23 protein-coding genes are annotated in these 25,958 nt (G+C 43.6%); 12 read left to right on the plus strand and 11 right to left on the minus strand.

The window, feature by feature from the left end:
- Positions 1-6 precede the first annotated feature (6 nt).
- Entirely contained in the window at positions 7-3,129 is a 3,123-nt protein-coding gene (locus tag GTK07_RS10975; protein ID WP_163635296.1) for a SusC/RagA family TonB-linked outer membrane protein, read from the plus strand.
- Positions 3,130-3,138: 9 nt separating this feature from the next.
- Positions 3,139-4,623 carry a SusD/RagB family nutrient-binding outer membrane lipoprotein gene (locus tag GTK07_RS10980; RefSeq protein ID WP_163635297.1) on the plus strand — a complete coding sequence of 495 codons (1,485 nt, stop codon included), beginning with the start codon at positions 3,139-3,141 and terminating at the stop codon, positions 4,621-4,623.
- A gap of 17 nt (positions 4,624-4,640) precedes the next feature.
- Here the strand turns inward: GTK07_RS10980 and GTK07_RS10985 are convergent, their stop codons facing one another.
- From GTK07_RS10985 to GTK07_RS11015, 7 genes are all read right to left on the minus strand, one after another.
- Positions 4,641-5,687, minus strand: a complete 1,047-nt coding sequence (locus tag GTK07_RS10985) for an aminotransferase class I/II-fold pyridoxal phosphate-dependent enzyme (RefSeq protein ID WP_163635298.1) — start codon at positions 5,685-5,687, stop codon at positions 4,641-4,643.
- Positions 5,687-6,697, minus strand: coding sequence for a dipeptide epimerase (locus GTK07_RS10990; RefSeq protein WP_163635299.1), 1,011 nt, complete (start codon positions 6,695-6,697; stop codon positions 5,687-5,689). The genes GTK07_RS10985 and GTK07_RS10990 overlap by 1 nt, the downstream gene beginning before the upstream one ends.
- Positions 6,698-6,805: 108 nt before the next feature.
- Positions 6,806-7,528: a head GIN domain-containing protein gene (locus tag GTK07_RS10995; RefSeq protein ID WP_163635300.1), complete on the minus strand. Its 723-nt coding sequence runs from the start codon at positions 7,526-7,528 to the stop codon at positions 6,806-6,808.
- A 153-nt stretch (positions 7,529-7,681) separates the two neighbouring features.
- Entirely contained in the window at positions 7,682-9,418 is a 1,737-nt protein-coding gene (locus GTK07_RS11000; protein WP_163635301.1) for a PspC domain-containing protein, read from the minus strand.
- 10 nt (positions 9,419-9,428) lie between these two features.
- Complete coding sequence (locus GTK07_RS11005) at positions 9,429-9,758, minus strand: PadR family transcriptional regulator (protein ID WP_163635302.1); 330 nt, start codon at positions 9,756-9,758, stop codon at positions 9,429-9,431.
- 198 nt (positions 9,759-9,956) lie between these two features.
- Positions 9,957-10,409, minus strand: a complete 453-nt coding sequence (locus GTK07_RS11010) for a nuclear transport factor 2 family protein (protein WP_235932773.1) — start codon at positions 10,407-10,409, stop codon at positions 9,957-9,959.
- Positions 10,409-10,891: a DUF4870 domain-containing protein gene (locus GTK07_RS11015; protein ID WP_163635303.1), complete on the minus strand. Its 483-nt coding sequence runs from the start codon at positions 10,889-10,891 to the stop codon at positions 10,409-10,411. The genes GTK07_RS11010 and GTK07_RS11015 overlap by 1 nt, the downstream gene beginning before the upstream one ends.
- 167 nt (positions 10,892-11,058) lie before the next feature.
- On the opposite strand from GTK07_RS11015, the gene GTK07_RS11020 reads away from it, so the two are divergent.
- The 3 genes from GTK07_RS11020 (at position 11,059) to GTK07_RS11030 (ending at position 13,303) form a co-directional block, all read left to right on the plus strand.
- The gene (locus tag GTK07_RS11020) at positions 11,059-11,523 is read left to right on the plus strand and encodes a DUF4442 domain-containing protein (protein ID WP_163635304.1); all 465 of its coding nucleotides are present in this window, start codon (positions 11,059-11,061) and stop codon (positions 11,521-11,523) included.
- A 73-nt stretch (positions 11,524-11,596) separates the two neighbouring features.
- On the plus strand, positions 11,597-12,397 hold the full coding sequence (locus tag GTK07_RS11025; RefSeq protein WP_163635305.1) for a TIGR00266 family protein: 801 nt from the start codon (positions 11,597-11,599) through the stop codon (positions 12,395-12,397).
- A gap of 252 nt (positions 12,398-12,649) precedes the next feature.
- Positions 12,650-13,303, plus strand: a complete 654-nt coding sequence (locus GTK07_RS11030) for a DUF2461 domain-containing protein (RefSeq protein ID WP_163635306.1) — start codon at positions 12,650-12,652, stop codon at positions 13,301-13,303.
- Between the two features lie 3 nt (positions 13,304-13,306).
- On the opposite strand, the gene GTK07_RS11035 is transcribed toward GTK07_RS11030, so the two are convergent.
- The gene (locus tag GTK07_RS11035) at positions 13,307-14,863 is read right to left on the minus strand and encodes a M81 family metallopeptidase (RefSeq protein WP_163635307.1); all 1,557 of its coding nucleotides are present in this window, start codon (positions 14,861-14,863) and stop codon (positions 13,307-13,309) included.
- A 165-nt stretch (positions 14,864-15,028) separates the two neighbouring features.
- Between GTK07_RS11035 and GTK07_RS11040 the strand changes: the two genes are divergently transcribed.
- The 3 genes from GTK07_RS11040 (at position 15,029) to nudK (ending at position 16,594) form a co-directional block, all read left to right on the plus strand.
- Positions 15,029-15,592, plus strand: a complete 564-nt coding sequence (locus GTK07_RS11040) for a Crp/Fnr family transcriptional regulator (protein ID WP_163635308.1) — start codon at positions 15,029-15,031, stop codon at positions 15,590-15,592.
- Positions 15,593-15,657: 65 nt separating this feature from the next.
- Positions 15,658-16,020, plus strand: coding sequence for a DUF4406 domain-containing protein (locus GTK07_RS11045; protein ID WP_235932774.1), 363 nt, complete (start codon positions 15,658-15,660; stop codon positions 16,018-16,020).
- A complete protein-coding gene (gene nudK, locus GTK07_RS11050) occupies positions 15,995-16,594 on the plus strand; it encodes a GDP-mannose pyrophosphatase NudK (protein ID WP_417939224.1) in 600 nt (199 codons plus the stop codon). Before GTK07_RS11045 ends, nudK begins: the two co-directional genes overlap by 26 nt.
- Here the strand turns inward: nudK and GTK07_RS11055 are convergent.
- Positions 16,588-17,871 (minus strand): D-alanyl-D-alanine carboxypeptidase, encoded by a 1,284-nt coding sequence (locus GTK07_RS11055; protein WP_163635309.1) that lies wholly within the window; start codon positions 17,869-17,871, stop codon positions 16,588-16,590. The genes nudK and GTK07_RS11055 overlap by 7 nt on opposite strands.
- Before the next feature lie 66 nt (positions 17,872-17,937).
- Here GTK07_RS11055 and GTK07_RS11060 point away from each other — a divergent pair, with 66 nt between their 5' ends.
- The gene (locus tag GTK07_RS11060) at positions 17,938-18,189 is read left to right on the plus strand and encodes a hypothetical protein (RefSeq protein WP_417939226.1); all 252 of its coding nucleotides are present in this window, start codon (positions 17,938-17,940) and stop codon (positions 18,187-18,189) included.
- Between the two features lie 30 nt (positions 18,190-18,219).
- On the opposite strand, the gene GTK07_RS11065 is transcribed toward GTK07_RS11060, so the two are convergent.
- The gene (locus tag GTK07_RS11065; RefSeq protein ID WP_163635310.1) at positions 18,220-19,161 is read right to left on the minus strand and encodes a LysR substrate-binding domain-containing protein; all 942 of its coding nucleotides are present in this window, start codon (positions 19,159-19,161) and stop codon (positions 18,220-18,222) included.
- 143 nt (positions 19,162-19,304) lie between these two features.
- On the opposite strand from GTK07_RS11065, the gene GTK07_RS11070 reads away from it, so the two are divergent.
- From GTK07_RS11070 to GTK07_RS11080, 3 genes are all read left to right on the plus strand, one after another.
- Complete coding sequence (locus GTK07_RS11070; protein WP_163635311.1) at positions 19,305-21,152, plus strand: sigma 54-interacting transcriptional regulator; 1,848 nt, start codon at positions 19,305-19,307, stop codon at positions 21,150-21,152.
- Positions 21,153-21,329: 177 nt separating this feature from the next.
- A complete protein-coding gene (locus GTK07_RS11075; RefSeq protein ID WP_163635312.1) occupies positions 21,330-21,881 on the plus strand; it encodes an OsmC family protein in 552 nt (183 codons plus the stop codon).
- A gap of 81 nt (positions 21,882-21,962) precedes the next feature.
- The gene (locus tag GTK07_RS11080) at positions 21,963-25,361 is read left to right on the plus strand and encodes a 4Fe-4S binding protein (RefSeq protein ID WP_163635313.1); all 3,399 of its coding nucleotides are present in this window, start codon (positions 21,963-21,965) and stop codon (positions 25,359-25,361) included.
- A gap of 124 nt (positions 25,362-25,485) precedes the next feature.
- On the opposite strand, the gene GTK07_RS11085 is transcribed toward GTK07_RS11080, so the two are convergent.
- Positions 25,486-25,905 carry a DUF2141 domain-containing protein gene (locus GTK07_RS11085; protein ID WP_163635314.1) on the minus strand — a complete coding sequence of 140 codons (420 nt, stop codon included), beginning with the start codon at positions 25,903-25,905 and terminating at the stop codon, positions 25,486-25,488.
- Between the last annotated feature and the right edge of the window lie 53 nt (positions 25,906-25,958).

Here is a 25,958-nt window from a genome sequence, read left to right on the forward strand (position 1 = left end):
TAAGTAATGAGAAACATTTTTTTGACATTCGTTGCAGTGTTTTCTTGTATTACTGCTTTTGGTCAAACCATAACTGGAACGGTATCCGATGTATCGGGTACTCCTTTACCTGGGGTGACTATTGTAGTTAGTGGTACAAACAATGGTACAACAACCGATTTTGATGGTAATTATACCATCAATGCCTCAAATGGGCAAGTGCTGAGATTCTCTTATTTGGGAATGCAGACCAAAGACATTACCGTAGGCTTTGAAAGCACCATCAATGTTGTTCTGGAAGAAGATTCCACCCAACTTGATGAAGTAGTGGTCACAGCTTTCGGTGTGGAGCAAAAGCAGAAATCACTTGGATATTCTGTTACAAAGGTAAGCACAGAAGACCTAAATCTTGCGGGTCAGGCTAACCCTATCGAAAGTCTTCAAGGCCGGGTGGCCGGAGTACAGATCAATCGTTCCTCGGGAACTTCCGGGGGTGGAGTTGACATTTTGATCAGGGGTGTAACATCGGTTAATCCAAACAGGAGCAACCAACCCTTGATCATTGTGGATGGTTTGGCCTTGAACAACGACACTTTTGCGGGTGAGGTAAGGCCTAGTTCGGGATCCAATTCCCCAAGTAGCTCTGAGCAATTTGCCTTCTCTAACAGGGCAATGGACTTAAACCCTGAGGATATAGAAAGCTTCAACGTGTTGAAAGGTGCAGCGGCAACGGCTCTTTATGGGGTTAGGGCATCCAATGGTGCCATTGTCATTACAACCAAAAAAGGAAAACAAGGGAAGGCAAAGATCAATTTAACGGCCTCAACTACATTTAGGGATGTTAAAACAACCCCTGAACTACAGACCAAGTATCGTGAAGGATTCGCAGGGGCACCAAGAACATTGTACGACCCTACTTCAGAGACCGGGTTCAACCGCGTTCAGAACTCCACTTCATTTTATTCATGGGGTCCGGAGTATGCATTGGATTCTTATGATTTGGGTGGCGGTAACATAGTTGATCTTTCAGATGATAGGTTCTATAGCCCGTACGACATCTTCAGAACAGGTTTTAATACTCAATTGAACCTTAACCTAAGCGGAGCAAGTGACCGATTGAATTACTATTTTTCAATGGGTAACAACAGTGAGCAAGGAGTGCTGCCCAATACTGATTATAAAAAGACCAACTTTAGGTTGAAGGCCGGTTATAAAGTTACGGACAACATAACTTTGGATGGGTCGGTGGCTTTCACCAATTCTGGAGGTAAAAGAGCCAACGGAGGTGATAAATCGGTAATGAGTGCCTTATATTATTACTCAGGTACTTTCCCCATAAACGATTACAAAAACGCCGACGGTAGTGAAAGGGATTATTCCTTTGGAATTATTGATAACCCCCGTTATCTTTTGGAGACAAGTAATCTTGAAGATGATGTGAACCGTTGGATCGGGAATACGACCCTTACATGGTCGCCAAAAGATTGGGTGACCGTGACCTATGCTGCACAGATAGACAACTATTCCGATGCCAGAAACCGATACATGGGTCCTGATCTGGATGGTGGATCTCAAGTTGGTGGATTCGTTTTGGAACAGAACATCAATTTTACTGGCTTGGAATCCAATTTCTTGGTGGCATTGAATAAGGACTGGACGGAGGATTTTACTACCGATTTAACTTTAGGGCATCAAGTGTCCGATTCCAAAAGAACCTATCTTGAAGCAAGGGGTGAAGGGTTGAACGTGCCGGGTATCAATGAAATCGGTAACACCACAAACTATTTCATCAACAAGGATATTGTACAGTTGAGGAATGTGGGTGTTTTTGGAGAGTTGAAATTGGGTTATAAGGACAAGTTGTTCCTATCCATTACAGGAAGGAACGACTGGGTTTCAACCTTGCCAAAGGAAAATAGATCATTCTTCTACCCATCTGTAAGTTTTGCCTATGATGTATCGGACCTGTTCGGGGACAACGACATTTTTACATTTGGAAAACTTAGGGCTTCGTGGGCCGAAGTAGGAAAAGGACCTGGGTTCGGGGATGTTGGACAGTACTTTCTAGTCGATGGTGACTTTCCATTCGGTGGAGTGGGTGGATATCGCAGAAGTACTTTGTTGGGAGACATGAACATTGTGCCTGAAAAGAACCAATCCACAGAATTTGGAGCCGATCTTAGATTCTTGAATGACCGTATCCGTCTTGATTATGCCTATTACAATACCAGGGTGAAAGATCAGATTTTCACCGTAGGGACCGCTTATTCTTCAGGACTTTCAGGGATAACCAGGAACGCGGGAGATTTTGAGGTTTTTGGACACGAAATTTTACTGAGCGCGGATATTATCAGAAACCAAGATTTGAGATGGGAAGTCATCCTCAACTGGTCAACCAGTGAGGGTAAGGTTTTGGAAATTCCAGAAGATATTGAGGCGGTTGTCTTTGCCGACTCAGGATTTACTGGTATAACATCCGAGGTTCGTGAAGGGGACAAAATGGGTAATCTTTATGGTTACAAATGGGTCTATGAAAATGGGGAACGCTATATTGGCGAAAATGGATTGCCGACCATCAATTTAGATGAAAGAGTGGTTGTCGGTAATGCATTTCCCGACTTTATTTCATCCATCGGGAGTAATTTCCACTACAAAGGTATAGGCTTTAACTTCTTGTTGGAATGGAAAAAAGGTGGAGATCTGTACGATGCCGGGATCCGCAATGCCATCCGTAACGGAACGCCCCAAAGTACCATTGAAAGGTATGTTGATGTTGTTTTGGATGGTGTAATGGATGATGGTAACGGCGGCTTTGTGCCCAACACCACGTCTTTCTTCATTGATGAGAACTATTATAGGAATTCCAATGTCTATAACCGTGCATCCGAAATTTTGGTGCAGGATGCCTCTTGGGTAAAACTTAGGAATATTTCCCTATCCTACGATTTACCATCCAAGATCATCAAAGACCTGAGCTTGGAAAAGGTGAGTATATCGGCAAGTGCCAACAATATTCTTATTTGGACCCCATTTGATGGCTATGACCCAGAGGGTAACCAATACAGTGCAGGAAGTAACGTATATGGGTTTACCGGATTGAACATTCCGTTGGCTAGAAGCTATTCCTTTGGATTAAACATTGCATTTTAAAAAAGAACTATGAAAAAAACAGATATAATTAAATCGTTCCTACTATGTTCCTTAATGGTATTTGCCATAGGATGTAGTGAGGATTATTTTGATGTGAATACGCCCTCCAATACGGCTCCGCTGGAGGATTTACGTATGCAAGATCTTATTGCCCCAGTGATTCACAGTACTTTGGAAGGACAGCGTTCGGCGGAACTCTCATTCGGAAATTACGTCCAGAATTTTGTGACTACAGGGGGAGGGGCTGCTGGGCAGACGTCCGTGAGTGGGCTTTGGACCCAGGTCTATCTGTATGTATTGCCGAATCTTAAAGCGGTCAAAGTAAAGGCCGCCGAGACGGGTGCAAACCATATTGATGCCATTGCCGATATCCTAATTGCTGCCAATATTGGAATTGCAACTGATTCTTGGGACAATATTCCATATTCTGAAGCGACCCAGGGACCCGATAACAATTTTGCATCCTTTGATACCCAAGAGCAGATCTATACCGAGGTATTTGGTCTGTTGGATGATGCCATTGCTAAATTAAATGCTGCAGATGACTCTGGATTTAGTTTAGGTTCATCGGATTTGATTTACGGAGGTGATACCGATAAATGGTTAAGGGCGGCCTATTCATTAAAGGCTAGATATCAATTGCACTTGGTGAACAGAGGGATAGTAACCCCTGCCGAGGTGCTGGCAACTGTCGAGAATGGCTTTACTTCCAATGCCGATAATTTTGCCATGTACTATGATGAAAAAAATATCAATCCATGGTATTCGGAAGAAATCTTGGCAAGACGTACCGGAAATCTGAGCAAAGATATTGCGAGCCAACTGGTAAGTTCCATGAATGGCGATTATTATCCATTCCAAGGAGGTTTGGTTGAAATAGACCCTAGATTGCCCCTATTTGCCGAAAATAATGACGAAGCAGAGTATAAGGGTTTTGTTAGTGGCGGAGGAGGAATCGCTCCTGATGGTACCGATGCCAATGCCCGTTTCAGGGAAGACGGTTTTTATACCAGTGTGGATTCCCCTTTAATGTTGATTACCTATGCTGAAGTATTGTTCATTAAAGCGGAGGCAGCCTTTTTGGCCAATGGAGGTACCACTACTAGTGTTGGGACCAATGCAACGGCCTATCAAGCTTACATGGACGGTATAGCCGCCAGTATGGAAATGTATGGTGTTGATGGGGAAGATTATATGGCCGATGGCGCAGTAGCGGTTGGTGAAGGGGCATTGAGCTTACATCACATCATGAAGGAAAAATACATCCATAACTTCCTGAATCCAGAAACCTTTGTAGACTATCGCAGATATGATTTTTCAGATGATGTATTCACTGGATTGGAAATAAGAAGTGAAGTGGAGAGCGCGGATACGGAGTTTCCCGGGCAGTGGTTTCGAAGGGCCAATTACCCTGATACGGAATTGACCAGAAATGAAGCCAATGTACTGGCCAACCAGCAAACACCGGTAACCCCAGTTTGGTGGGATGAATAAATAGTAAAATACAATCCTTAAGTCAAGAGGGTGTTCAAGCAGTTGGTCAATTGCAGAACATCCTCTTTTTTGTGGTAGGCACTCAATACAATTCTACTGACTAAGGGGCCGTTGGCATCTGGATAATTGAAGTTGGTGACGATAAAGCCCCGTTCTTCCAATTTTTGGGCCAACGTGGCATTTTCAAATTCAAAAGTGGGATGCCCTATCATGTGTTGGAAAGATTGGTGTTTATCTAGTGTATCCAAGAACAACTGATAGTTTTCCATCAAAGTTTTTCTGCGTGTCTCATAAACAGGTTCGGCATCAATCAATGTACCCATAAATGCTGGTAATGCCGGACTTGCCCCACCAAAAAAAGGAGTGGCCTTCAATGATGTTATAAGCTTGCTATTTCCAAAAACAGCACCCGCTTGTATTCCTAAACCTTTGCCTAACGAACAACAGACCAACAATTGGACTGGGTTTAATTTCTTCAGAATGCCATAACAGCCTGTTCCATAATCGCCAACTATGCCAATGCCATGGGAATCATCACCCACCAATATCATTTTATCCAACGGGAGTTGTTGCAATGCCTCAAAATGGGGAAACTGTTTGCTTGTAAAATCGATGGTGTCAAAAAGGAGAACGGGTAGGGGTCTATTATTGGAAATCTCTTTTCGCAATGCCAGATTCAGCTCTTCAAAACTGCTCGTTTTCTTGACGCCATTCATCAACATGGCAGTATGGGCATTCGGTGCCGCGAATAATGCATGTCCTTGCTCCAATAAATGCTGAATGACCAATTGTGCAGCCAGATAACCCGAGGACATGGTCAAACAAGCTGCGCTACCCACCCAACTGGCCAAATGCGCTTCGGCTTGTTGATAGATATCCAACGCGACATTGGAACGACGGGATGCCCCGTAATGCATGCCATATCGTTCCACATTTTTTAAAAAAATCTCGGTAAATGCTGGATATGCTTGAAGTCCCAAATAGGCGGTCCCTCCAAAATAGAGATATTCCGTGCCATTGGCCTGGATCAATCGGTCCGGTATTCTGGGAATGGAAATGGCCATTACATTAATGCTATCCCGCTACCAGGTAGTTCAGGGAAAACGACTTTACCGCCTTCAAGAATTTCAACCCCGGTAGCAATATCTCCTTTCAAAAGCATGGCTCCGTCCATATCCACAAAATCCAATTGGGGCAACAATTGGGCAATGGCCGAAATACCAACCGTGGATTCCGTCATACACCCCACCATTATTTTCAATCCCAGCTCCTTGCCTTTTGTGATCATCCGCCGTGCAGGGGTCAAACCTCCACATTTGGTAAGTTTAATATTGATGCCATCAAAATAAGGTCCGCATTTTTCCACATCGCTTTCCACAATACAGCTTTCATCCGCAATGACAGGAAGTACGCAAGATGCTTTTACTTTTTTCATCCCTTCCCAGTTATCTGCCTTTAGGGGTTGTTCCAAAAACTCCACCCCAAGTTCCTTGAGCAATGGAGCATTTTTGATGGTTTCCTCTGCCGTCCAGGCACAGTTGGCATCAATACGGAAGATACTATCGGTATGTTTCCGAAGTTCCCTAACAATGGCCACGTCATCCTTGGTGCCCAATTTAATTTTGTACACCGGCCACGGCTTTTCTTTCAGTTTTTCGACCATTTTTTCAATGGTATCAATTCCGATGGTATAGTTGGTAGTCGGGTAATAGCTTGTATTGGTTCCCCAAATCTCGTATAAGGGCTTTTCTTTTAATTTTCCATACAGGTCGTTGGCGGCCAAATCCAAGGCACAAAGGGTAAAGTTCTGCAATCCTAATGATACCAAATGTTGGTAGAAATTTTCGGGAGAGTCAAAATCATAATTTTCTATCGCTTCCCGAACAGCTTCAATTTCCGCCGTCATGCTTTCCACCGTACTGCTATAATACGGATTGGAAGTAGCTTCACCATAACCCGTTTTCCCGTCAAAGGAAAGCCCAACGATCATGGTGTCCTGGGTATCGTGTGATTCGCGTGAAATGGTAAAGGTGTGGGCTAACTCAAGGGTGTGCTTTTGGATTTCTATTTGCATCAAGACCAAATTTATAAAGTCGCTAAGATAACATTTCGGCAGCGGTTAATAAAGACAAGGGCCCATTGAAATTTCAATGGGCCCTTCATTTTTTGATTGGTTTTGGTATCAGTATTTGCGAACGCTACCCGATACCGATTTTTTGGTCTGTACGCTGGCTTCGCCTGTATAGGAGATGTCCGCACCACTATTGGCATCGGCTACCAGGGATTCGGTTACGTTCACCGTAATATCGGCTCCGCTACTGGCATCGGCATTGCAACGTTTTACCAAAAGGTCCCTAGCTTTAATATCCGACCCACTGCTGGCATCTGCATACAACATATCGGCCCTACCGGAAACCTTTATGTCGGCACCGCTACTGGCATCGGCGGTCACTTCCCTTGCGGATAGTTCCACCGTAAGGTCGGAGCCACTACTGGCATCCAATTCAATGCTTCCGGATTCGATAACGTTTTGGACGATCAGGTCTGCACCACTGGAGCTTTTCAACGCGGTGATGGTGGGTAGTGAAACATAAACGTTCTTTGTGGCCCTTCCAATGTTTTCAATGGCATGGATCTTTAATTTACCGTCCCTTACATCGGTGCCGATCAAGTCGATGATGTTTTCGTCACCTTCCACTTTGATCTTGAACTCAGAATCTTGGGTAACAAATACATCGATGCCTTCCGAAGCCAAAACCTCGGTGAACTTCTCCGAAATGTTACGGGTTTCCTCTACGACCTGTCCGTTTCCGGTCTTGCCCTGTCCAAAGTTCACATCCATCATACAGGACGATGCGAACAACGAAAGAAGGACTGCGATGGCTAATCTTGCTAGTGTTGTCATGATTGTTTGTTTTTTATGCCCGGTTAACCTGAGCATGTATTATTGATTGATTTTGAAAATTGATTTGTTTCGTACTGAAATGAATCAGTGTAAATGTCCTTTTAAATGGTTGTGAAATGAAGTTTATCTGACTGAACTGTCAAAAATGGCAGCTCAATTGTTATTTTTCTGCCCTGCCTTCATTTTGATACCGTCCTCATCGATCTTCATCTGAAAGGAATCGTTGTTGTCCTTGATGTCTATATCGATGCCGTCTTCGTTGATGATGATCTTGTTGTTGCCATCCCCATCATTGGTATCGTCCAATTCCGGACAATCCAGACACTCCAATTCCCCATCCTTATCCATTCTCCATAGGTATCCAACAATACCACTTCTGTAGTAATCCCTGTCGTTTTCAATACCTCTGGCGATGTGGTATTTGGTGGATTGCTCAAAACGTACCATTTTACCTTCAGGCACATGGATCGTAACGGAAACTTCTTGGTTTCTGGCCTTATTGGAAGTGTCGGTGGTCAAATATTCATCCAACACTATTTGATCGCCCGTTAGTTCGTAGCCAAATTGAATATTTTTGGCCCTATCGCGGGCAGCCAAGGAAGAACTGCCATCGGCATCTTTCCGAACGGTAATGTTTACCAAGCTGTCCTCTGATTTTCTCACACGGATTTCCACGGCATCCGAAATGAGTATCCTTTTATCATTTTGATCGTACGCGAAGGACATGCGACCGAAGTGTACATCATCCCTTGTGTATTCATAGCCAGGGTTCCTCATTTTGATGACCAAGGTGTCGGATATATTTTCCATTGCCAATGGATTGCGCTCATGCACACTTCCGGTATTGGAGAATTCCGCAGCTTGACGGATACCAAGGGCGATCAACACACCAATGGATATCAACCAAAGCCCCAAAAGTGAGAATTTGGCAATGTTTCCGATGGATTTCAAATTGGTCACCAATATCTTCAAACCAAGATATAAAAGGAAGAAGAAGGGAATCCCCAAAGCAAAGAACAATAGGATGGATACCAACCAGACAGGTGCACCAGTGGTGTTCACGATCTCATAAAAATCCACTCCTGGAAAATGTACCGCATCGAACATGCCCACGGTAAACAGTCCGAAGAACAGACCGATCAAAGTGGCCGCGCCAATAATGATCAACAAGATGCCGATGAACTTACCGAATACCTTGAACAGGAACAATATAACGTCCCCGATAGTATCAAAAAAGGTCTTGGAGCTGCTTTTGACCTTGTTGCCCATTTTTTCATAGTCAACACTTTTTACCTTGTCGGCAACATCATCAAACCCCTCTTTAACTTTGCGTTCTATATTGCTGATGTTGATAGGCTCTCCCCGCATGTCCAATTTCTGCGAAGTGGTAACGGCTTCGGGAACCAAGATCCAAAGTAGGATGTAGGCAATCAATCCAAATCCACTAGTGAAAACGGCCAAAAGGATAAAGATCAATCTGATCCAAAGCGCGTCTATACCCAAGTAGTGTTCCAGACCTGCACATACACCGCCAATATATTTATGGTCAATGTCACGGTACAGTTTTTTGGACTTAGGTTCCGGTTGGGTGTGCGACTTTTTGGGTTCGTCCTCAAAAATGTCCTCATCTACCATGTAATCTTCAGGTTGACCCATTACATTGATGACCTGGTCTACCTCTTTATGGGTGATCACCTGTCTTTCGTTCTCCATTTTCTCCAAAAAGAGTTCGGCGATCCTTGCCTCAATGTCGGCTATGATCTCATCGCTTCCAGTGGTACCGGCAAAGGACCGTTTAATGGACTCCAGGTACCGCCTCAGCTTGTTATACGCATCGTCATCTATATGGAAGAGCGTATTTGCCAAATTTATGTTTACTGTCTTGTTCATTTTTTGATTCTTATTTTGTGTTGGTTACCAGATTTACTGCATTTCTAAGTTCATCCCAGGTGCCGTTCAATTCTTTTAGGAACAATCGGCCCGTTTCGGTAAGGGCGTAATATTTGCGGGGAGGTCCCGATGTGGATTCTTCCCAACGGTAGTTGAGCAATCCGGCATTTTTAAGCCTGGTGAGCAATGGGTATATGGTACCTTCCACTACTAACATCTTAGCGTCCTTTAAGGCGTCCAGAATCTCTGAGGCATACTTGTCCTCGTCCTTTAAGATGGACAGAATGCAGTATTCTAGAACCCCTTTGCGCATCTGTGCTTTTGTGTTTTCTATGTTCATAACTTCATGGTTCTATTAAATTAACTGTTCGTTTTTGATTTACCAAACTGGGTCTGGTTTCGTTTCCACTCCATTCCCCTGTGATGAGCAGGGGAGTGGAAACACTTTTTTGATTGATGATTTCGTTTTTTGATTGATGAATGAACTCCTTTTTTTTGATTGATGAATGAACTCCTTTTTTTTGATTGATGATTGATTTTAATGAAGGCTAACGACCCTACTTATTTTCCAGTGGTCACCCACCTGTTTCCAAATAACGATGAACTTACTTGGGTGGGATTGCGCATTTGGTTCTTCCTTATTGTGAAATTTGTGCAGTGCCATTTCAACGGCTCCGAAGCCATTGATCGGGTACACTTCTATGCTTCCAGGGACCAATTCCCGGGTCACTTTTCCGCAAATGTTCTTCTCAATGCTCTCCAAAATGCCTTGTTTGTCTTTAGAGAGACCACCCATGTCATGATAGAACTCCAGGTCTTCGTCATAGATCTCTGCCTGCTTTTCCATGTCGCAGGTATTATAGGCATTAAAATAAATGCTATCCATGCGGGCAATGGTCTGGTATAGTTCAGAGTCATGCCCAACCTGTGCGTTCACCATAGTAGTTAATCCGATAAGGGAAAGGGCGAATAATGTTTTTATCTGTTTCATTACTTGATGAATTTAATGGTGAAGGGATATTTAAATTGTTGCCCCTCGTTGGTTCGGATGGTGGCCAAAATGGTGAAAACAATGTTCACAACGGCCAAACCTACCTGCAACAGACCTGTAATGCTGGCCGGCCAAAAAAGTCGACCAAACTTAAAATCGTCACTGCTGATGTGGATATTCAAGTTGTTCAGGTTGCTCAATCGGTGAAAACCGAAAACATCCCAGTCGAAAAGGTCCGGCATAAAACCGATAAAGAAAGGAATGGTAATCAAACCGGCCACAATGGCATACAACAACATGCTGATCTGAAAGTTCAATGCCTGTTTGCCGTTGTAATCGACAAAGTCGTACTGCTTTTTGTTGGACATCCAAAGGATCAAGGGCATAATAAAGTTTCCGAAGGGGATAAAGTACTTCGAGAACGTAGATGCGTGGATGATCGCAGATAAGTTTCGTTCGTGTTTGGTTAATGTAGTTGCCATTTTTGATTGATGATTTTGATGTGTAAACGGGTAAACCTATTAGCTTACGATGCAAATATATATCCAAAGGATGGTACTATGCAAAACAAAGTACTAATAATTAACATATTTTTAACAATTTATAATAGCGATAATTTGTCTATTTTTAAGCCATAGAATAATTCCTTATGGCACTTACACCCAGTAAAATCAACACATTCACGTTTCTAAAACTCCCTTCTGCCTGGTGGTGCGGGGTTCGTCTTAAATATATCGATGAGCGGAAGGCTGTCACCTCGGTAAAGCACAAATGGGTGAATCAAAATCCGTTCAAATCCATGTTTTGGGCGGTACAGGGGATGGCCGCCGAGCTGAGTACGGGTGCCTTGGTGATGAACGAGATTCAAAAAAGCGGCAAAAAAATTTCCATGCTCGTGGCCAATAACAAGGCCACCTTTACCAAAAAAGCAACGGGGCGTATTTCATTTACCTGTGAAGATGGGCCATTGATTGCCGATGCCATTCGAAAAACCGTGGAAACGGGAGAGGGACAAACGTGCTGGATGAAATCCGTGGGGGTCAATGCGGATGGGGTAGAGGTTTCTACTTTTCATTTTGAGTGGACCGTGAGGGTGAAAGGCAAATCAAACTAAATATCTATTGGGTGTTGTAACAAAACTCCAAACAAATCAACATATAAACAGTAATCAAAAAACAATCAAAAAAATGAACGCACACGAAATAGACTATCACATTTACGGAGAGGAAATGCAATATGTGGAGATCGAACTGGATCCACAAGAAGCCGTTGTGGCAGAAGCAGGTAGTTTTATGATGATGGACACCGATATTAAAATGGACACCATCTTTGGTGATGGCTCCAATCAAGAAACCGGGGTCCTTGGAAAACTGTTTTCCGCTGGTAAACGTTTGCTTACGGGCGAGAGTCTGTTCATGACCGCTTTCCTGAATGTGGGCCAAGGTAAAAAACAGGTAAGCTTTGCTTCTCCATACCCAGGCAAGATCATTCCCATCGATCTTTCGGAAAAAGGAGGGAAGTTCATCTGCCAAAAAGATGCCTTTTTGTGTGCCGCCAAAGGCGTTTCCATTGGTATCGAGTTTTCGAAACGTTTGGGGCGCGGACTTTTTGGTGGAGAGGGCTTCATCATGCAAAAATTGGAAGGGGATGGTATGGCATTCGTTCATGCGGGTGGTACCATGGCCAAAAAAGTGCTGGCTCCCGGAGAAGTTTTAAAGGTGGATACCGGTTGTATCGTGGGCTTCTCCCATACCGTGGATTATGATATTGAATTTGTTGGGGGCATCCGGAATACCGTTTTTGGTGGGGAAGGTTTGTTCTTTGCTACCCTTCGTGGTCCTGGAACCGTTTATATTCAGTCTTTGCCGTTTAGCCGATTGGCAGGTCGTGTTTGGGCCGCAGCTCCCAAAGGAGGTGGAAAAGACAAAGGGGAAGGCAGTATTTTGGGTGGACTTGGCGATTTGTTGGATGGGGATAATCGGTTTTAGGAGTAAGTATTTAGTAGTTGGCAGTTGGTAATTAGGATATAGATTAGCGCCGTTTCAATGTCATTCTGAACGAAGTGAAGAATCTCTCGGTCCTAATTTCAATAAACAATAAACAATGAACAATGAACAATTGTCCTAAAGTAATACTTCCTTGGTCATTCTGAACGTCCCGATAGCTATCGGGATGAAGAATCGCTTCAAAAATCCAAAAATCCAGTGATCCATTCACTATTTTCCTTTCTTTTGTAGGCTATGGATTTTAAAGACCTATTCCGTTTTCTGGAAGAACTACAACAAAACAACAATAAGGAATGGATGGATGCGAACCGTAAATGGTACCGCTCCCTTCGACATGATTTCATCGCCTGGTTGGACGATTTGGACCTGACCATGGCCCAATTGCACGATGATTATTACCCGACTCCGGGCAAAAAGGGCATCAATCGGATCAACAATAACCTCATGTTCCACCCCAATAAACCGGTGTACAAGGATCATTTTGGTGCGGGGTTGGACAAGGCTCCTCATTCGGCGGATTTTTATATTGAAATTGGTCTAAAAAACTGTTTGTTGGCAGGTGGTTTTTGGCGTCCCGACCAGAAAACCCTTCGTAGTATCCGGGAAGGCATTGATTATGATGGGGAAGTGTTACAGCAAATATTGGACAAGCCTTCCTTCCAAAAAACGTTCGGTAATTTATATGAAGATGAAAAATTGACCAATGCCCCGAAAGGGTTTTCCAATGACCATCCCCATATCGACCTATTGAAGAACAAAACCTTTGCCGTGGTACATGAAATGACCCAAAAGGAAGTCCTTCAACCGAATTTCAAGGAGAAAATCGTGGAAGTGTACCAAGAAATGCTTCCGTTCCGTCAATATTTGAACCGAACGGTAACGGTTTAAGCATTAATCCAGTTGGTCCGAAGCACGCAGCAGGCGCGCGGACAGATCGGGGTGCTCCATATCGGCATCCAACGGAAACATGGGGCGGATGATGCGTTTGTGTCCCAATCGCTCCAAATCCTGATCCACGCCGCCTGGGGTCAACGCCATGATCCAATCGCCCCTCATGTTGTACAACTCAGGTACCAGATAACCAATTTTTACTACGACAATGTCGGTGTTTCTTGGGTCGAGTCCCAACGCTGTAAAATCGGATTCGTTGTGATATGGCTTTCTTTTTTTGGTGACAATAACGCTGGCATTGCCCACTTTGACTACTACCTCGGTTTCGGCATGCACGTCCCCTTGTTTTATGGCCGTTACCTCTCCGGTCAGAATGAGAGGTGGGGCAAATCGGTTGTCAATTTCGGCACCTACAGGGGCACTCACCTTTCCGCCAACCCCAACTTCCAAGGCCTGTTCCACCAATTTGGGTCCGGGAATGGAGGCATAAATCAATGATTTGCCCCCCGGCGTGTGAAATTCATCTCGTTTTAAAAGTTCGGTAAGGGTCCAGGTTACATCCCCAGCACCGCCGGCGGTGGGGTTGTCTCCCATGTCACTCAACATAAAGGGCTTTTTATCACTTGCCAAAGCTAGGTTCAGGGCCTCTTCGTACGATTTTGTGGGGGCCACAAATTCGAATTCCTTGCGCACATCCCAGAAACTCTCGGCCAATTTTTCGGCACCTTTGGCTACCTGCTCCTTGTTGTCCCCTGTTACCATGACCACGGCGTGGTTTCGGGGTTCATCCGCCCACGCATACCCGATCCAAATGGCGGCATCGATCACACCTTCCTGTTGCTCCACTTGGGGCACCTGTGCATATAGACTTTTCCCTGGTTCTACCCGGGTGCTCGTTTTTTCCCCAGGCAATAAAATAGGTATGGGAATCCAAGCTTTGTATTGGGGTTTGCCCTTGCCATTCTCCAAACGTTCCACCAGGTTTTGTACGGCACGTCTTTTGGATTCGGTGGCATCCTCGTGCGGTGCCATCCGATAGCAGGTAATCAGGTCGCTGTTTTCCGCCAATCGCTTGGAAACATTGCCGTGTAGGTCCATGGAGGTGGAGACCAACACATCGGTGCCCACCACTTCCCGTATTCTTTTGATCAGGTCACCTTCGGGGTCATCCAAACCGACTACACTCATGGCGCCGTGAATATCAAAGAAAAGTCCATCATAGGGTTTGTTTTCTTCCAATAGTTGAAGCGTTTGGGCCACCAATGATTCATAAGCTTCACGGGTTACCGTGCCGCCGGGCAACGATTTTCCCACTAAAGTAGGGACCCAGTCAGCGCGTTTTCTCAAGGTGGAATCCAACGCCATAAACGGGTAGCGACCGAAAATGGAATCTCCAATTTTGGCATGGAAGGCCTCTTCATGGGTCAAAGCAGGGGAAAAAGTACTGGATTCGATACCCAAGCCAGCTATGGCGATTCGAGGCAGTTTTTTTTCGGGTTTCTGTTCACAACTGATTAAAAGGGCAAAAAGAGATATTGAAAGTAGAAGGCTACGCATTTTGTTCGGTTTGGTTGAATTTAGACTCTAAATATCGTCATAAATGTGCGGGTCGCAAAAAGGGTTGAGGTAATTCCGGTTGATATTCGGAATACTTTTATATTTATTTCAGACGCATTCATTTTGTAAAAGAATAGAATCAAAGGTGAGTAACATAGATTGCACATGACCACAATTTTAAGGAATATTGAAAAGCATGTATCGCTGGGAAGGTCGGAAACAGAGACCCTACTTTCTTTTTTTCAAAATATCCCGGTTTCAAAAAAAGAACTGATCATACATCAAGGGCGGCTTTGCGATATGCTTTTTTTTGTGGAATCAGGCAGCTTTAGGGCGTATCATCTGAACAAAGACGGTAAGGAATCCACCATAATGTTTGCCCCGGAAGATTGGTGGGTTACCGACATGAACGCTTTTTTGAATGGAACCCCCTCCTTACTTTCATTGGAAGCCTTGGAAGACAGTAAGATTTATGCAATAGGGAGGAAGAATTTTGACCTTGCCTTGGACAAAATCCCCCAGTTGGAGCGTTTTTTTAGGATTCTTTTTCAACGGGCATATATAAGGGAGCAATTGCGGGTGTTGGACAATATTTCACTGACCACGGAAGAAAGATATCTGAACTTCATAAGCAAATACCCCCAATTGGTGCAGAAGGTAACCCAAAAGCAAATTGCGTCTTACCTTGGGGTTACTCCGGAATTTCTAAGTTCTTTAAAAAAGAAGTAGTTAGGCTTAATCTATCTTAAGTTTATTTTGGAAGTATTTCATTTTATTTACAAAAAACTTAAAAAATGATGATGATTTTAATCGCGGGCCCCTATAGAAGTGGAACCCAAAATGATCCAATCCTTATTAAAAGGAATATGGATAGATTGGAAGCCCAGGCCCTACCCATATTTCGTAAAGGACATGTTCCCATGATTGGGGAATGGGCGGCCAATCCACTGATAGAGCTGGCCGGTTCCAAGGAGGTGGGGGATGGGATATTCCAACAAATCCAATATCCCGTGGCACATCGATTATTAAGAAAATGTGATGCCATTTTAAGGATTGAAGGGGAATCTGTTGGCGCGGATAAAGATGTGGAGTTGGCCAAATCACTCGGTTTAAAAGTATATTACGATATCAATGAAATTCCAGATGCAGAACAATAGGATAAGGAACATGAAGCGAGAGTTGCTCTCCGACAATTGGTATACCCTGGAAAAAGTTTCGTTTGAATTCCTAAGGGATGACGGGGTGTGGGAAAAACAGACCAGAGAGGCCTATGATCGCGGCAATGGCGCAGCGATTCTCTTGTACAATGCCAACAAAAACACGGTGGTCCTAACACGCCAATTTCGGATGCCCACTTATCTAAATGGAAATGAAGACGGCATGATGGTGGAAGCCTGCGCGGGTTTATTGGAAAAGGGCAATGCCGAGGAGACCATTAAAATGGAAGTGGAGGAGGAGACGGGGTACCAGATCGATAAGGTAGAAAAAGTGTTCGAGGCGTATATGTCTCCCGGATCTGTGACAGAGATCTTACATTTTTTTGTCGGTCAGTATGAAGAATCTATGAAAATCAGTGACGGGGGCGGTGCGGAGGATGAGACCGAGAACATTGAGGTGCTGGAAATTCCGTTTCCCAAAGCGCTCGATATGATGAAAACAGGGGAAATCCGAGATGCGAAGACCATCATGTTGCTGCAATACGCACAAATTCAAGGGTTGCTGGATCAATAACGTTCGTAGAGTTGCTTCAGGCTGGTATACATAGCTTTTCGTATGTCGATGGATGGTACCTTAAAGTGGTTGTTCATATAGCTGAAAATGAGAATTTTGCCTGATTTTGTCCTAATATAACCGCTAAGGTTATAATTGTTTCCAAAGGAACCTGATTTGGCAAACAAAAAGGGTTCCGTTGTGGGGTCTTCCCATTGCTTGACTGTACTGTCGGGACCCCACATGGGAAATAGGACAAACAATCGTTCTTCAGGAACTTCCTTGTAAAGTTTATGTAGGATTTGAACAAAGGATTTGGGCGTGAACAGATTATATCGCGAAAGTCCTGAACCATCCACCCATCTGGGCTGTTGTTCCAAATCGTTAAGATCGTATTCCAGCATATAATCAATGGCCCTTTTCGTGGCAATGGTATCCGAAACCATGGAAGAGGCGGTAATCAATAACTGTTCCGCCAGAAAATTATCACTTTTGAAGAGCATCTGCTTGTAGATGGAATCCGTTTCCATACCGTACAGCGTTTGTTCCGGTCCTTCGGGAAAGTGGCCTACCAATGCAATCTTCTTTTCCAGAACCGTTTCCAACAAATGTTGGGTAAGACTGTCACTGGTCATAAAGGGTACCTCCAAAGTATCTTGCTCCGTAGGATCAATGTAAAAGTGGTTGGAAAGCTCTTTCCTTTTAAAGAGATGTTCCATTACTTCAGTGTCCCTATAAAAATAGGAAGGGGAAACTTCCAGGCCATCATTGTTGGAAACCGTTACCACGTTACCGTAAAGGGGAACAGAAGTGCGTTCAGGGGAAAAATAGGTGTCATAATCTTCCCATGCCCAACCGGGACCATACCGAAGTTCATCCGTGTTTTTGGTATAGAGGGCAATGGTACCTTGATTTTTGAGCCAATTTATGGCTGTACTATCGTGTAAATGAGGGTGCAGCCAAGAAGGATCTCCCGTACCCTTAATAAAAACGGTATCATTTGCCACCGCATATTTTAAAGTAGGGATGTTCTTTGGTAGCAATTTGATACCCGCATAAAAAGTCACGATCTTGGTGTTGCTGGCAGGGGTAAAATATTTAGACCCATTGATATTGAAAAGTTCTTTTTCGGTTGTTGCATCAATGACCACAAACCCGTGAAAGGAGTTTTGAAACCCCGTGTTTTTGAGGTGCGATTGGGCAATTTTACGGGCCGGAGAGCAACTTGTAAGTAGAATTGATAAAATGAATAAATTGATTATCAGATATTTGAAAAATCTGCAATAAAAAAAGCCCATTTTAACTATTTATCGAATTTAACACGAAGTTATTCAATTTTTAACTGGGTTTTAAGTTATGTATTTATGATTTTACCTAACTTAGATCAACAACCAATTGTTCAATCTAATCAAATTTCTATGCCTGGAGCTATGTTAGATTACACCAAAACCATCTTACAAAAGGTTAGTTTTGATGTGAAACTGTTCACTCGTGAACTAAGAAAGGCGATTTCCAACTTATTGCCGAGTGAAATTGAAGAACTTAAAATCTGGCTACACTTTTTTATAGTGGACAAGCCGGAGTTGGAACCTACATTAGTACTGTTAAAAGCTTAAAATAACCATAAGGGCCGCAATTGCGGCCCTTTAATTTTTAGACAGAGGACTGATGATCTTCACGTCCTGAAAGGTTATTGCACCCCGAACGATGCCAGAGATTACATCCCGCAATGCTTCGGTAATTTGTATTTTAAGTTCACTTTTGTGGTATATTAAGCTGATTTCCCTTGCCGGTGACGGACTTTTAAAAGGTTTTAGGTTTTCAGTCTTTTTGGATTCTAAATGGAGTGTATTCAGATAGGGCAACAAGGTCATGCCCATACCCTCATCTGCCAAACTCACCAAGGTCTCAAAACTCCCACTCTCAATTTTAAACTGTTCCCCATTCATGTTTTTGGAAGCCTTGCAAAGATTGATCACTCCATCCCTAAAACAATGCCCGTCCTGCAACAACAATATATCGTTCACATCCAGATGATCCGTGGTCAACTGTGATTCTGAGGATAATCGATGACTTTTTGGGACATATCCCACAAAAGGCTCGTAATACAAGGGTCTTTCTTTTATGAACTCAATTTCTAGTGGGGTAGCGGCAATACCAGCGTCCAAATGACCGTCCAGAATGTTCTTGATCATGTTTTCGGTAGACTGTTCTTTGATAACTAGGTTCACCTTCGGATATTTTTTGATGAAAGTGTTCAGGAACATGGGCAATAAGGTGGGCATAACGGTAGGAATGATTCCCAAGGTATAATCTCCGCCGATAAATCCCTTGTCTTGATCCACGATATCCTTGATACGTTCCGCTTCCGCAACAATATTTTTGGCCTGATCTACTATTTTCTTCCCTACTTCAGTAATGGAAATGGGTTTTTTGCTGCGATCAAAAATGAGCACACCCAGTTCGTCTTCCAATTTTTGCACCTGCATACTCAAGGTGGGTTGGGTAACAAAACTCTTTTCGGCGGCAAGGGTGAAGTTTTTGTGTTCGGCTACGGCCAGCACGTATTGCAATTGGGTAATGGTCATCCTTATGATAAATTTGAGATATAAAAGTATAAAAAACCATCAGGATAATCTATGCTAAAAGAAGTGGTTATCTCAAATACTTGGTTGGGTTACATCTCAAATAATTATATTTATTTGGTATTCAGATTTTGTAAAGTACTGTAATGACGTCAGCCCAACTTATGGCCATGGTCGATTTCCTTAAGGAAGTCCCGCTTTTTTCCGAAGTGGAAAAGATTTCCCTTTTGGAATTGTGCAAGGAGTCCAAGGAAGAACTTTTCTTGAAAAACCATCGCATCATACAAAAAGGGGAAGTAGGGGATGGCATGTATCTTATCTTAAAGGGCAAAGTAAAGGTTCATGACAAGGAGCACCATTACGGTACATTGGCGAAAGGCGAATATTTTGGAGAGTACTCCTTAATCGATAATAAGCCCCGGTCGGTTTCGGTAACCGCATTGGAGGAAACCTTACTTTTAAAAATTCAGGCGGCCAACTTTTTAAAATTGATAGATTCCGATAAGGGGTTCGTTCAAGGGATTCTGTCCGTCCTCATCAAAAGGCACCGAGAATTGGACATCACCCAAGAACGATTGGCGGCCTCCAAAAAACAGATGGAACTGGCCCATTCGCAGTTATCGGGACTGATACAATACGCCATGGATGCCATTATCATGTTTGATGGTGAATTTAGGATTGTATTGGCCAATGATTCCGCTAAGGCCATTTTGGAGAATGAGGATGTGGAACTTCGGAACATCCTTTATTTTTTAGATGAGGAAAGTGCCCATTTGCTTGAAAAATTAATTGGGGATCATTCAAACAGTTCCAAAGGAATGAACACCCATTTGCCCAATACCATCAAGGTGATTGGATCCAACGAAGGCATTTCAACCAATGAAGGTACCATCAGTAGTTACGGTAATGATGAGGAAACATATTATACTCTGATTTTACGGAGCATCGATGATCGCATTCAGGCGGAACGTAAAATATCGACCTTGACCAAACAAACGGAGTACCTGCAGGAAGAACTCAAGGAATTGAAACAGGACCATGGGATCATAGCGCAACATGCATCCATGTTAAATCTGTTGGGACTTATCGATCAAGTGGCGCCAACCCAAGCTACGGTATTGATCCATGGGGAAACCGGTACCGGTAAGGAATTGGTGGCAAGGGCCATCCATAACAACAGTAACCGGGCCAACGGTCCCATGGTTCGCATTAATTGCGGGGCCATACCCGCCAACTTGATAGAGAGCGAACTGTTCGGTCACGAAAAAGGAGCATTTACAGGGGCCACCAATAGCAGAAAAGGGCGATTCCTGTTAGCGGACAAGGGTACTATTTTTTTGGATGAGATTGGGGAACTTCCGTTGGAGCTACAACCCAAATTGCTCCGGGTAATCCAAGAAGGGGAGTTTGATCCCGTAGGTAGTTCCACTACACAAAAAGTGGATGTTCGGATTGTGGCGGCAACCCATAGAGACCTTTTGGCACTTTCCAAAGAAGGAAAGTTCCGTGAAGATCTTTTTTATAGGTTGAACGTATTTCCTATTGAAGTACCTCCCTTGCGAGATCGTGGTAACGACGTCTGTTTGATAGCCGATAAAATGATCGAGCATTTCTCCAAGTCCCTCAGCATTCCCATTAAAAAACTGAACAGTGCCCAAAAGAAACAATTGTTGGAATACCATTGGCCTGGAAATGTGCGCGAGCTACAAAATTTAGTGGAGCGTGCCGTAATAGTTTCCAAGGGAGGGGAAATTGATTGGTCCAGCATTCTGCCGACCTCCAAACATTTGGGCCAGGTTGCCTCTCCAATCCATAATGACCATGTACTTACCTCAAAAGAGATGCTACAACTGGAAAAGGACAATATTTTAAAGGCCTTGAAGCAGACCAAGTGGAAAGTTTCCGGTTCCGATGGCGCTGCGGTACTACTCGGGTTGCCATCAACCACCTTGGCATCCAAAATTAAGGCCTTTGGCCTCACCAGACCCGTATAGATTTACGAAATATCATTTTTTAATTTACGAAAAATCATTATTTAACGAAATATAGTTATTAATTTTTAGTATTGTATTCGTGTTAAGTAATTGATTATTAGTTTATTATGTTTTTTGGCACGACAAATGCAACTACTATCGCAAATGTTAATCAATAAATCTTAAAAACCTAAAAACATGATTACAACAGCAAACATTAAAAACGGAGTAAACGTAGATCAATTGGTAGAAACTATCAATGCAGTACAAGGAAATCCTGAATTGGCAAACTTTGAGTTCAGGGCCAAAAACAATTGGATCGAAGGTGGTCATTGTGTGACCAGTATCCAAGATTATTACGGTGTAGGTCAAGAACATCCAGTTCGTAAAGATTCCTTCACCATGGAGGCCGACCACGTAGAAGTGCTATTGGGTAAAGACCAGGCTCCAAACCCTGCCGAGATCGTATTGCACGCTTTGGGTTCCTGTTTGACAGGAGCCATGGCTTACCATGCTGCTGCCAACGGAATTGAGATCGAAGGAATGGAAAGCACCTTGAAAGGAGATGTTGACCTTCACGGTTTCTTGGGACTTGATCCTGAAGTAAGAAAAGGATACAACGGTATCACTGTAAAATTCAAAGTGAAATCCGACGCTTCCGAAGAGCAATTGAGAGCTTTGTCACAATTCTCTCCAGTGTTCGACATGATCACCAATCCAACTCCTGTAACCATCGAGTTCGAAAAGTAATTCTTAGCTGAAATAAGCCGCCCTTATTCTCGGGCGGCTTATTCAATTTAATTACCATCAAACCATTCATCAGTTCATAAAATGAAAAATAAGGAGCACATCATCGTAAATGCCAATCAAGCGGTAGCCCATATGGCGTATCGTACCAATGAGGTATTTCCGATCTATCCCATTACCCCTTCTTCCGATATGTCGGAACTGGTAGAGGAATGGAGTGCCCTTCAGCATAAAAATATTTTTGGTAACGTTCCTTCCGCTTTCGAAATGCAAAGTGAAGCTGGTGTTGCTGGGGCCATGCACGGTGCCCTGCAGACCGGATCGTTGACCAGCACCTTTACTTCATCACAAGGTCTATTGTTGATGATGCCCAACATGTTCAAGATTGCTGCCGAACTTACCCCTAATGTGATCCACGTGGCCACCAGGTCGGTTGCAACACATGCACTTTCCATTTTTGGTGACCATAGCGATATAATGGCCGTTCGGGGAACCGGGTATGCCTTTTTGGGGTCGGCATCCGTACAGGAGGCGATGGATTTTGCGTTGATTGCCCAGGCCGCCAGTTTGGAGTCAAGGATTCCTTTTGTGCATTTTTTTGACGGATTCCGTACCTCCCATCAAATATCTAAAATAGCATTGGTGGATGATGTTGTGATCCAAGGCATGATCGATCCCAAATTTGTGGACGCTCATCGCGAAAGGGGCTTGGACCCCAATCGACCTGTTTTAAGAGGTACCTCACAAGGTCCTGATGTATTTTTTCAGGGCAGGGAGGCAGTAAACACCTATTATCAGACTTGTCCTGGAATTGTTCAAAATTGTATGGATAGGTTTGCCCAACTTACCGGAAGGCAATATCAAGTATTCGAGTATGTGGGTGACCCCAATGCCGAACAGGTTTTGGTATCGATGACATCCTCAACGGAAACAATCGAAGAAACCATAAACTATTTGAATTCCCAAGGGGAAAAAATCGGGTTGTTGAAAGTTCGATTGTTCCGTCCATTTGGCGGGGAATTGCTATTGGAAAATTTGCCAAAGACCTGCAAGGCCATCACGGTTTTGGACCGTACCAAGGAACCAGGTTCCATGGGTGAGCCGCTTTACTTGGATGTGTCCAACGCAGTAGTGCAGTCGGATAGATTTCAGCAAATTCCAAAAGTATTGGGCGGTAGATATGGCTTGGGATCTAAGGAATTCACGCCTGCCATGGTTCAGGCGGTGGTCGTAAATATGAAACAAGTAAAACCTAAAAATAACTTTACCGTTGGAATAACTGACGATGTTACCCAAAGTGGCTTAACGGTGGAATCTTTTGATTTGCCTTTAGTGCACGAGCAAGTGCTTTTTTATGAAACCAAGACGGCAACAACGATGGTTCAATTTGCGCAGTTTAGTAAGTTCATTTCCCAGCATTTGGATGTGCGGGTGCAAGGTTATATGGAAATCGATTATAAAAAATCCGATTCCCGTCATGTTTCCCATTTAAGGTATTCCATGGAGAACATCAAGGCACCCTATTTGATAGCCAATGCGGATGTTGTCCTCTGTGAAGATGCCAAATTTGTCACCAATGACAATGTTTTGGATCGTATCAAACCAGGCGGAAAATTGATTGTGTTGTCCAAATTGGAACCGGAGAAGTTTTGGTTCTGTTTAGAAGGGCCGATTAAGTCATTAATACAACAAAAGAATATAAAACTTTATGTCATGGATTCGAAACAATTTTCAAACCATAAGGAGGTATCGCCATTACACGCGGCGTATTTGAGTCTGTTACAACAGGAAATAACACCTGATGCATTGGGGATGATAGATGTATCTAAAACCATTGAGGACGCTGATATGCCAGAAAGGACACCTTTGACCTTATTGGAAGGGCAATTGACTGGAAAAGGCAATGACCTACCTGTGAGTTTGTTTCCTGTTGATGGCACCTATGAAACAGGGACTTCTGAGTACAATAGGAGAACTTTGGCTGAAGCTTTACCGGTTTGGGACACTGATCTATGTACCCAGTGCGGGGCTTGCAGTATGGCTTGTCCTTCCGCAGCATTGCGGATCAAGGCCTTTGAACCTGATGGGATGGTTATACCGGATTCTTTTGATTTTGTACCCTTTCAAGAGGAAGGTTTTGATTTGATGAGCTATACCATACAGGTGAACCCCGACAAGTGTACAGGGTGCCAAAACTGTGCGGATGCCTGCCCTGCTAAGGCATTGGTCATGGAAAAAAGTGTGGGAAAAACCGATGAGGCCAAAACCAACTGGACGTTTATGGAAACCCTTCCCGAAATGGATCGTAACCGATTGGATGTTTTCAAAATAAGTCAACAACAACTACAGGAACCGCTGTTCAAATATCCTATGGGTGAGGATGGATGTGGGGAGGCGCCTTATTTGAAATTGATATCGCAATTGTTCGGAGATCGGATGATCGTGGCCAATGCAACAGGAGCGAGTTCTATATTTGGGGGTGCCTTACCTACAACCCCTTGGTCCAAAAACCATGAGGGAAAAGGTCCGGCCTGGTCCAATTCGCTTTTTGAGGATAATGCCGAGTTTGGTTTGGGGTACCGATTGTCCATGGATCAATTGACCGAAAGGGCTAGGTCATTGTTAAAACAACTCGCATCGGAATTATCCAATGGATTGGCATCTGCCATTTTAAATGCCAATCAAATTACGGAGGTGGAAATCAATCAACAGCGGACAAGGGTAGCAAAACTCAAGGCGGAATTATTGTTGTTGATCAACCCAATTGCAGCCCAACTTCTGAACACAGCAGATAGTTTGGTCAAGAAAAGTGTATGGATCATCGGTGGGGATGGTTGGGCTTACGATATTGGATATGGTGGTCTGGATCACGTTTTGGCTTCAGGGAAGAACGTTAATATTCTGGTGTTGGACAACGAGGTATATGCCAATACTGGCGGACAAATGTCAAAAGCTACCCCTTTTGGGGCTTCTGCAAAGTTTGCCTTCAAAGGGAAATTCAAACAAAAGAAGGATTTGGGGCTTTTGGCTATGAACTATGAAGATGTTTATGTGGCATCAGTGGCCATAGGAGCCGACCAACAGCAAACACTTCAAGCTATTTTGGAAGCAGAGGCCCATGATGGACCCTCCCTTATCATTGCATACTGCCATAGTGCTTCACATGGTATTGAAACCCAATTTCCAAGCAGGTATCATAAGGCGGCGGTGGCATCGGGGCAATGGTTGTTATACCGAAATGACCCAAGAAGGACTCTTAATGGGTTGCCCAATTTGCAATTGGATTCGGGAGTTCCAAGCATTCCTTTATCGGAATACCTGTTGATGGAAGGCCGATTCAAAAATATGTTTGATAGGGCATTGGAGCCGAATTCCATATGGATGGATATGGCCCAAAAACAAGTGGAGCTTCGTTTTGCCAAATACCAGGCAATGGCGAATACAATTCCGTCCGCTTTGGAGCAAACCTTTGGCATGAATTAGTCTTTATTTTTGTGGTCGACGGCACCAAAGCCCCAAAGATTAATCGAAACCTTTTTAAAAACCACTACTAAAAAAGCCCGCTATAAGCGGGCTTAACGTTGTTGATTGATGAGGTATTGTTTGACTAAAATCGGATGGTAAGTTCCAAATCATCACCACCCACTTCAAATTTGGAAGCTGAAAAACTTGGAGGGCCAAACGACATATCGTTCCCGGACATGCCGTAACTTTCCTTTGGCATTCCATTGGATTGGTAGTCCATACGGTTATTTTCATTGGCATCATGCAAGGCCATTATGGCATAAGTTCCAGGGGCAACACCGGTAAAAGTAAATACTACTTTCCCATTCTCAATTTTGCTTTCTTGGTTTTGCACACCAGGTCCTTTCATGAAAGTGTCCATGGTGTGAAGGCTTGCCAATACCTTTCCTTCGTTGTTGGAAATGTTGTCAATGGTAACGGTGATCTTGGTGCCGGTCCTTTCCTGTGCCATGGCAACAATGCTGACGAACAAAAAACTCAATGCTAGTGTAACAGTTTTCATAGGGTTTGTTTTTGATGTTTTGTTGCCACAAATCTCGCATGCAACTCTTTCTT

The organism is Flagellimonas sediminis, assembly GCF_010500845.1.
Lineage (GTDB): Bacteria > Bacteroidota > Bacteroidia > Flavobacteriales > Flavobacteriaceae > Flagellimonas > Flagellimonas sediminis.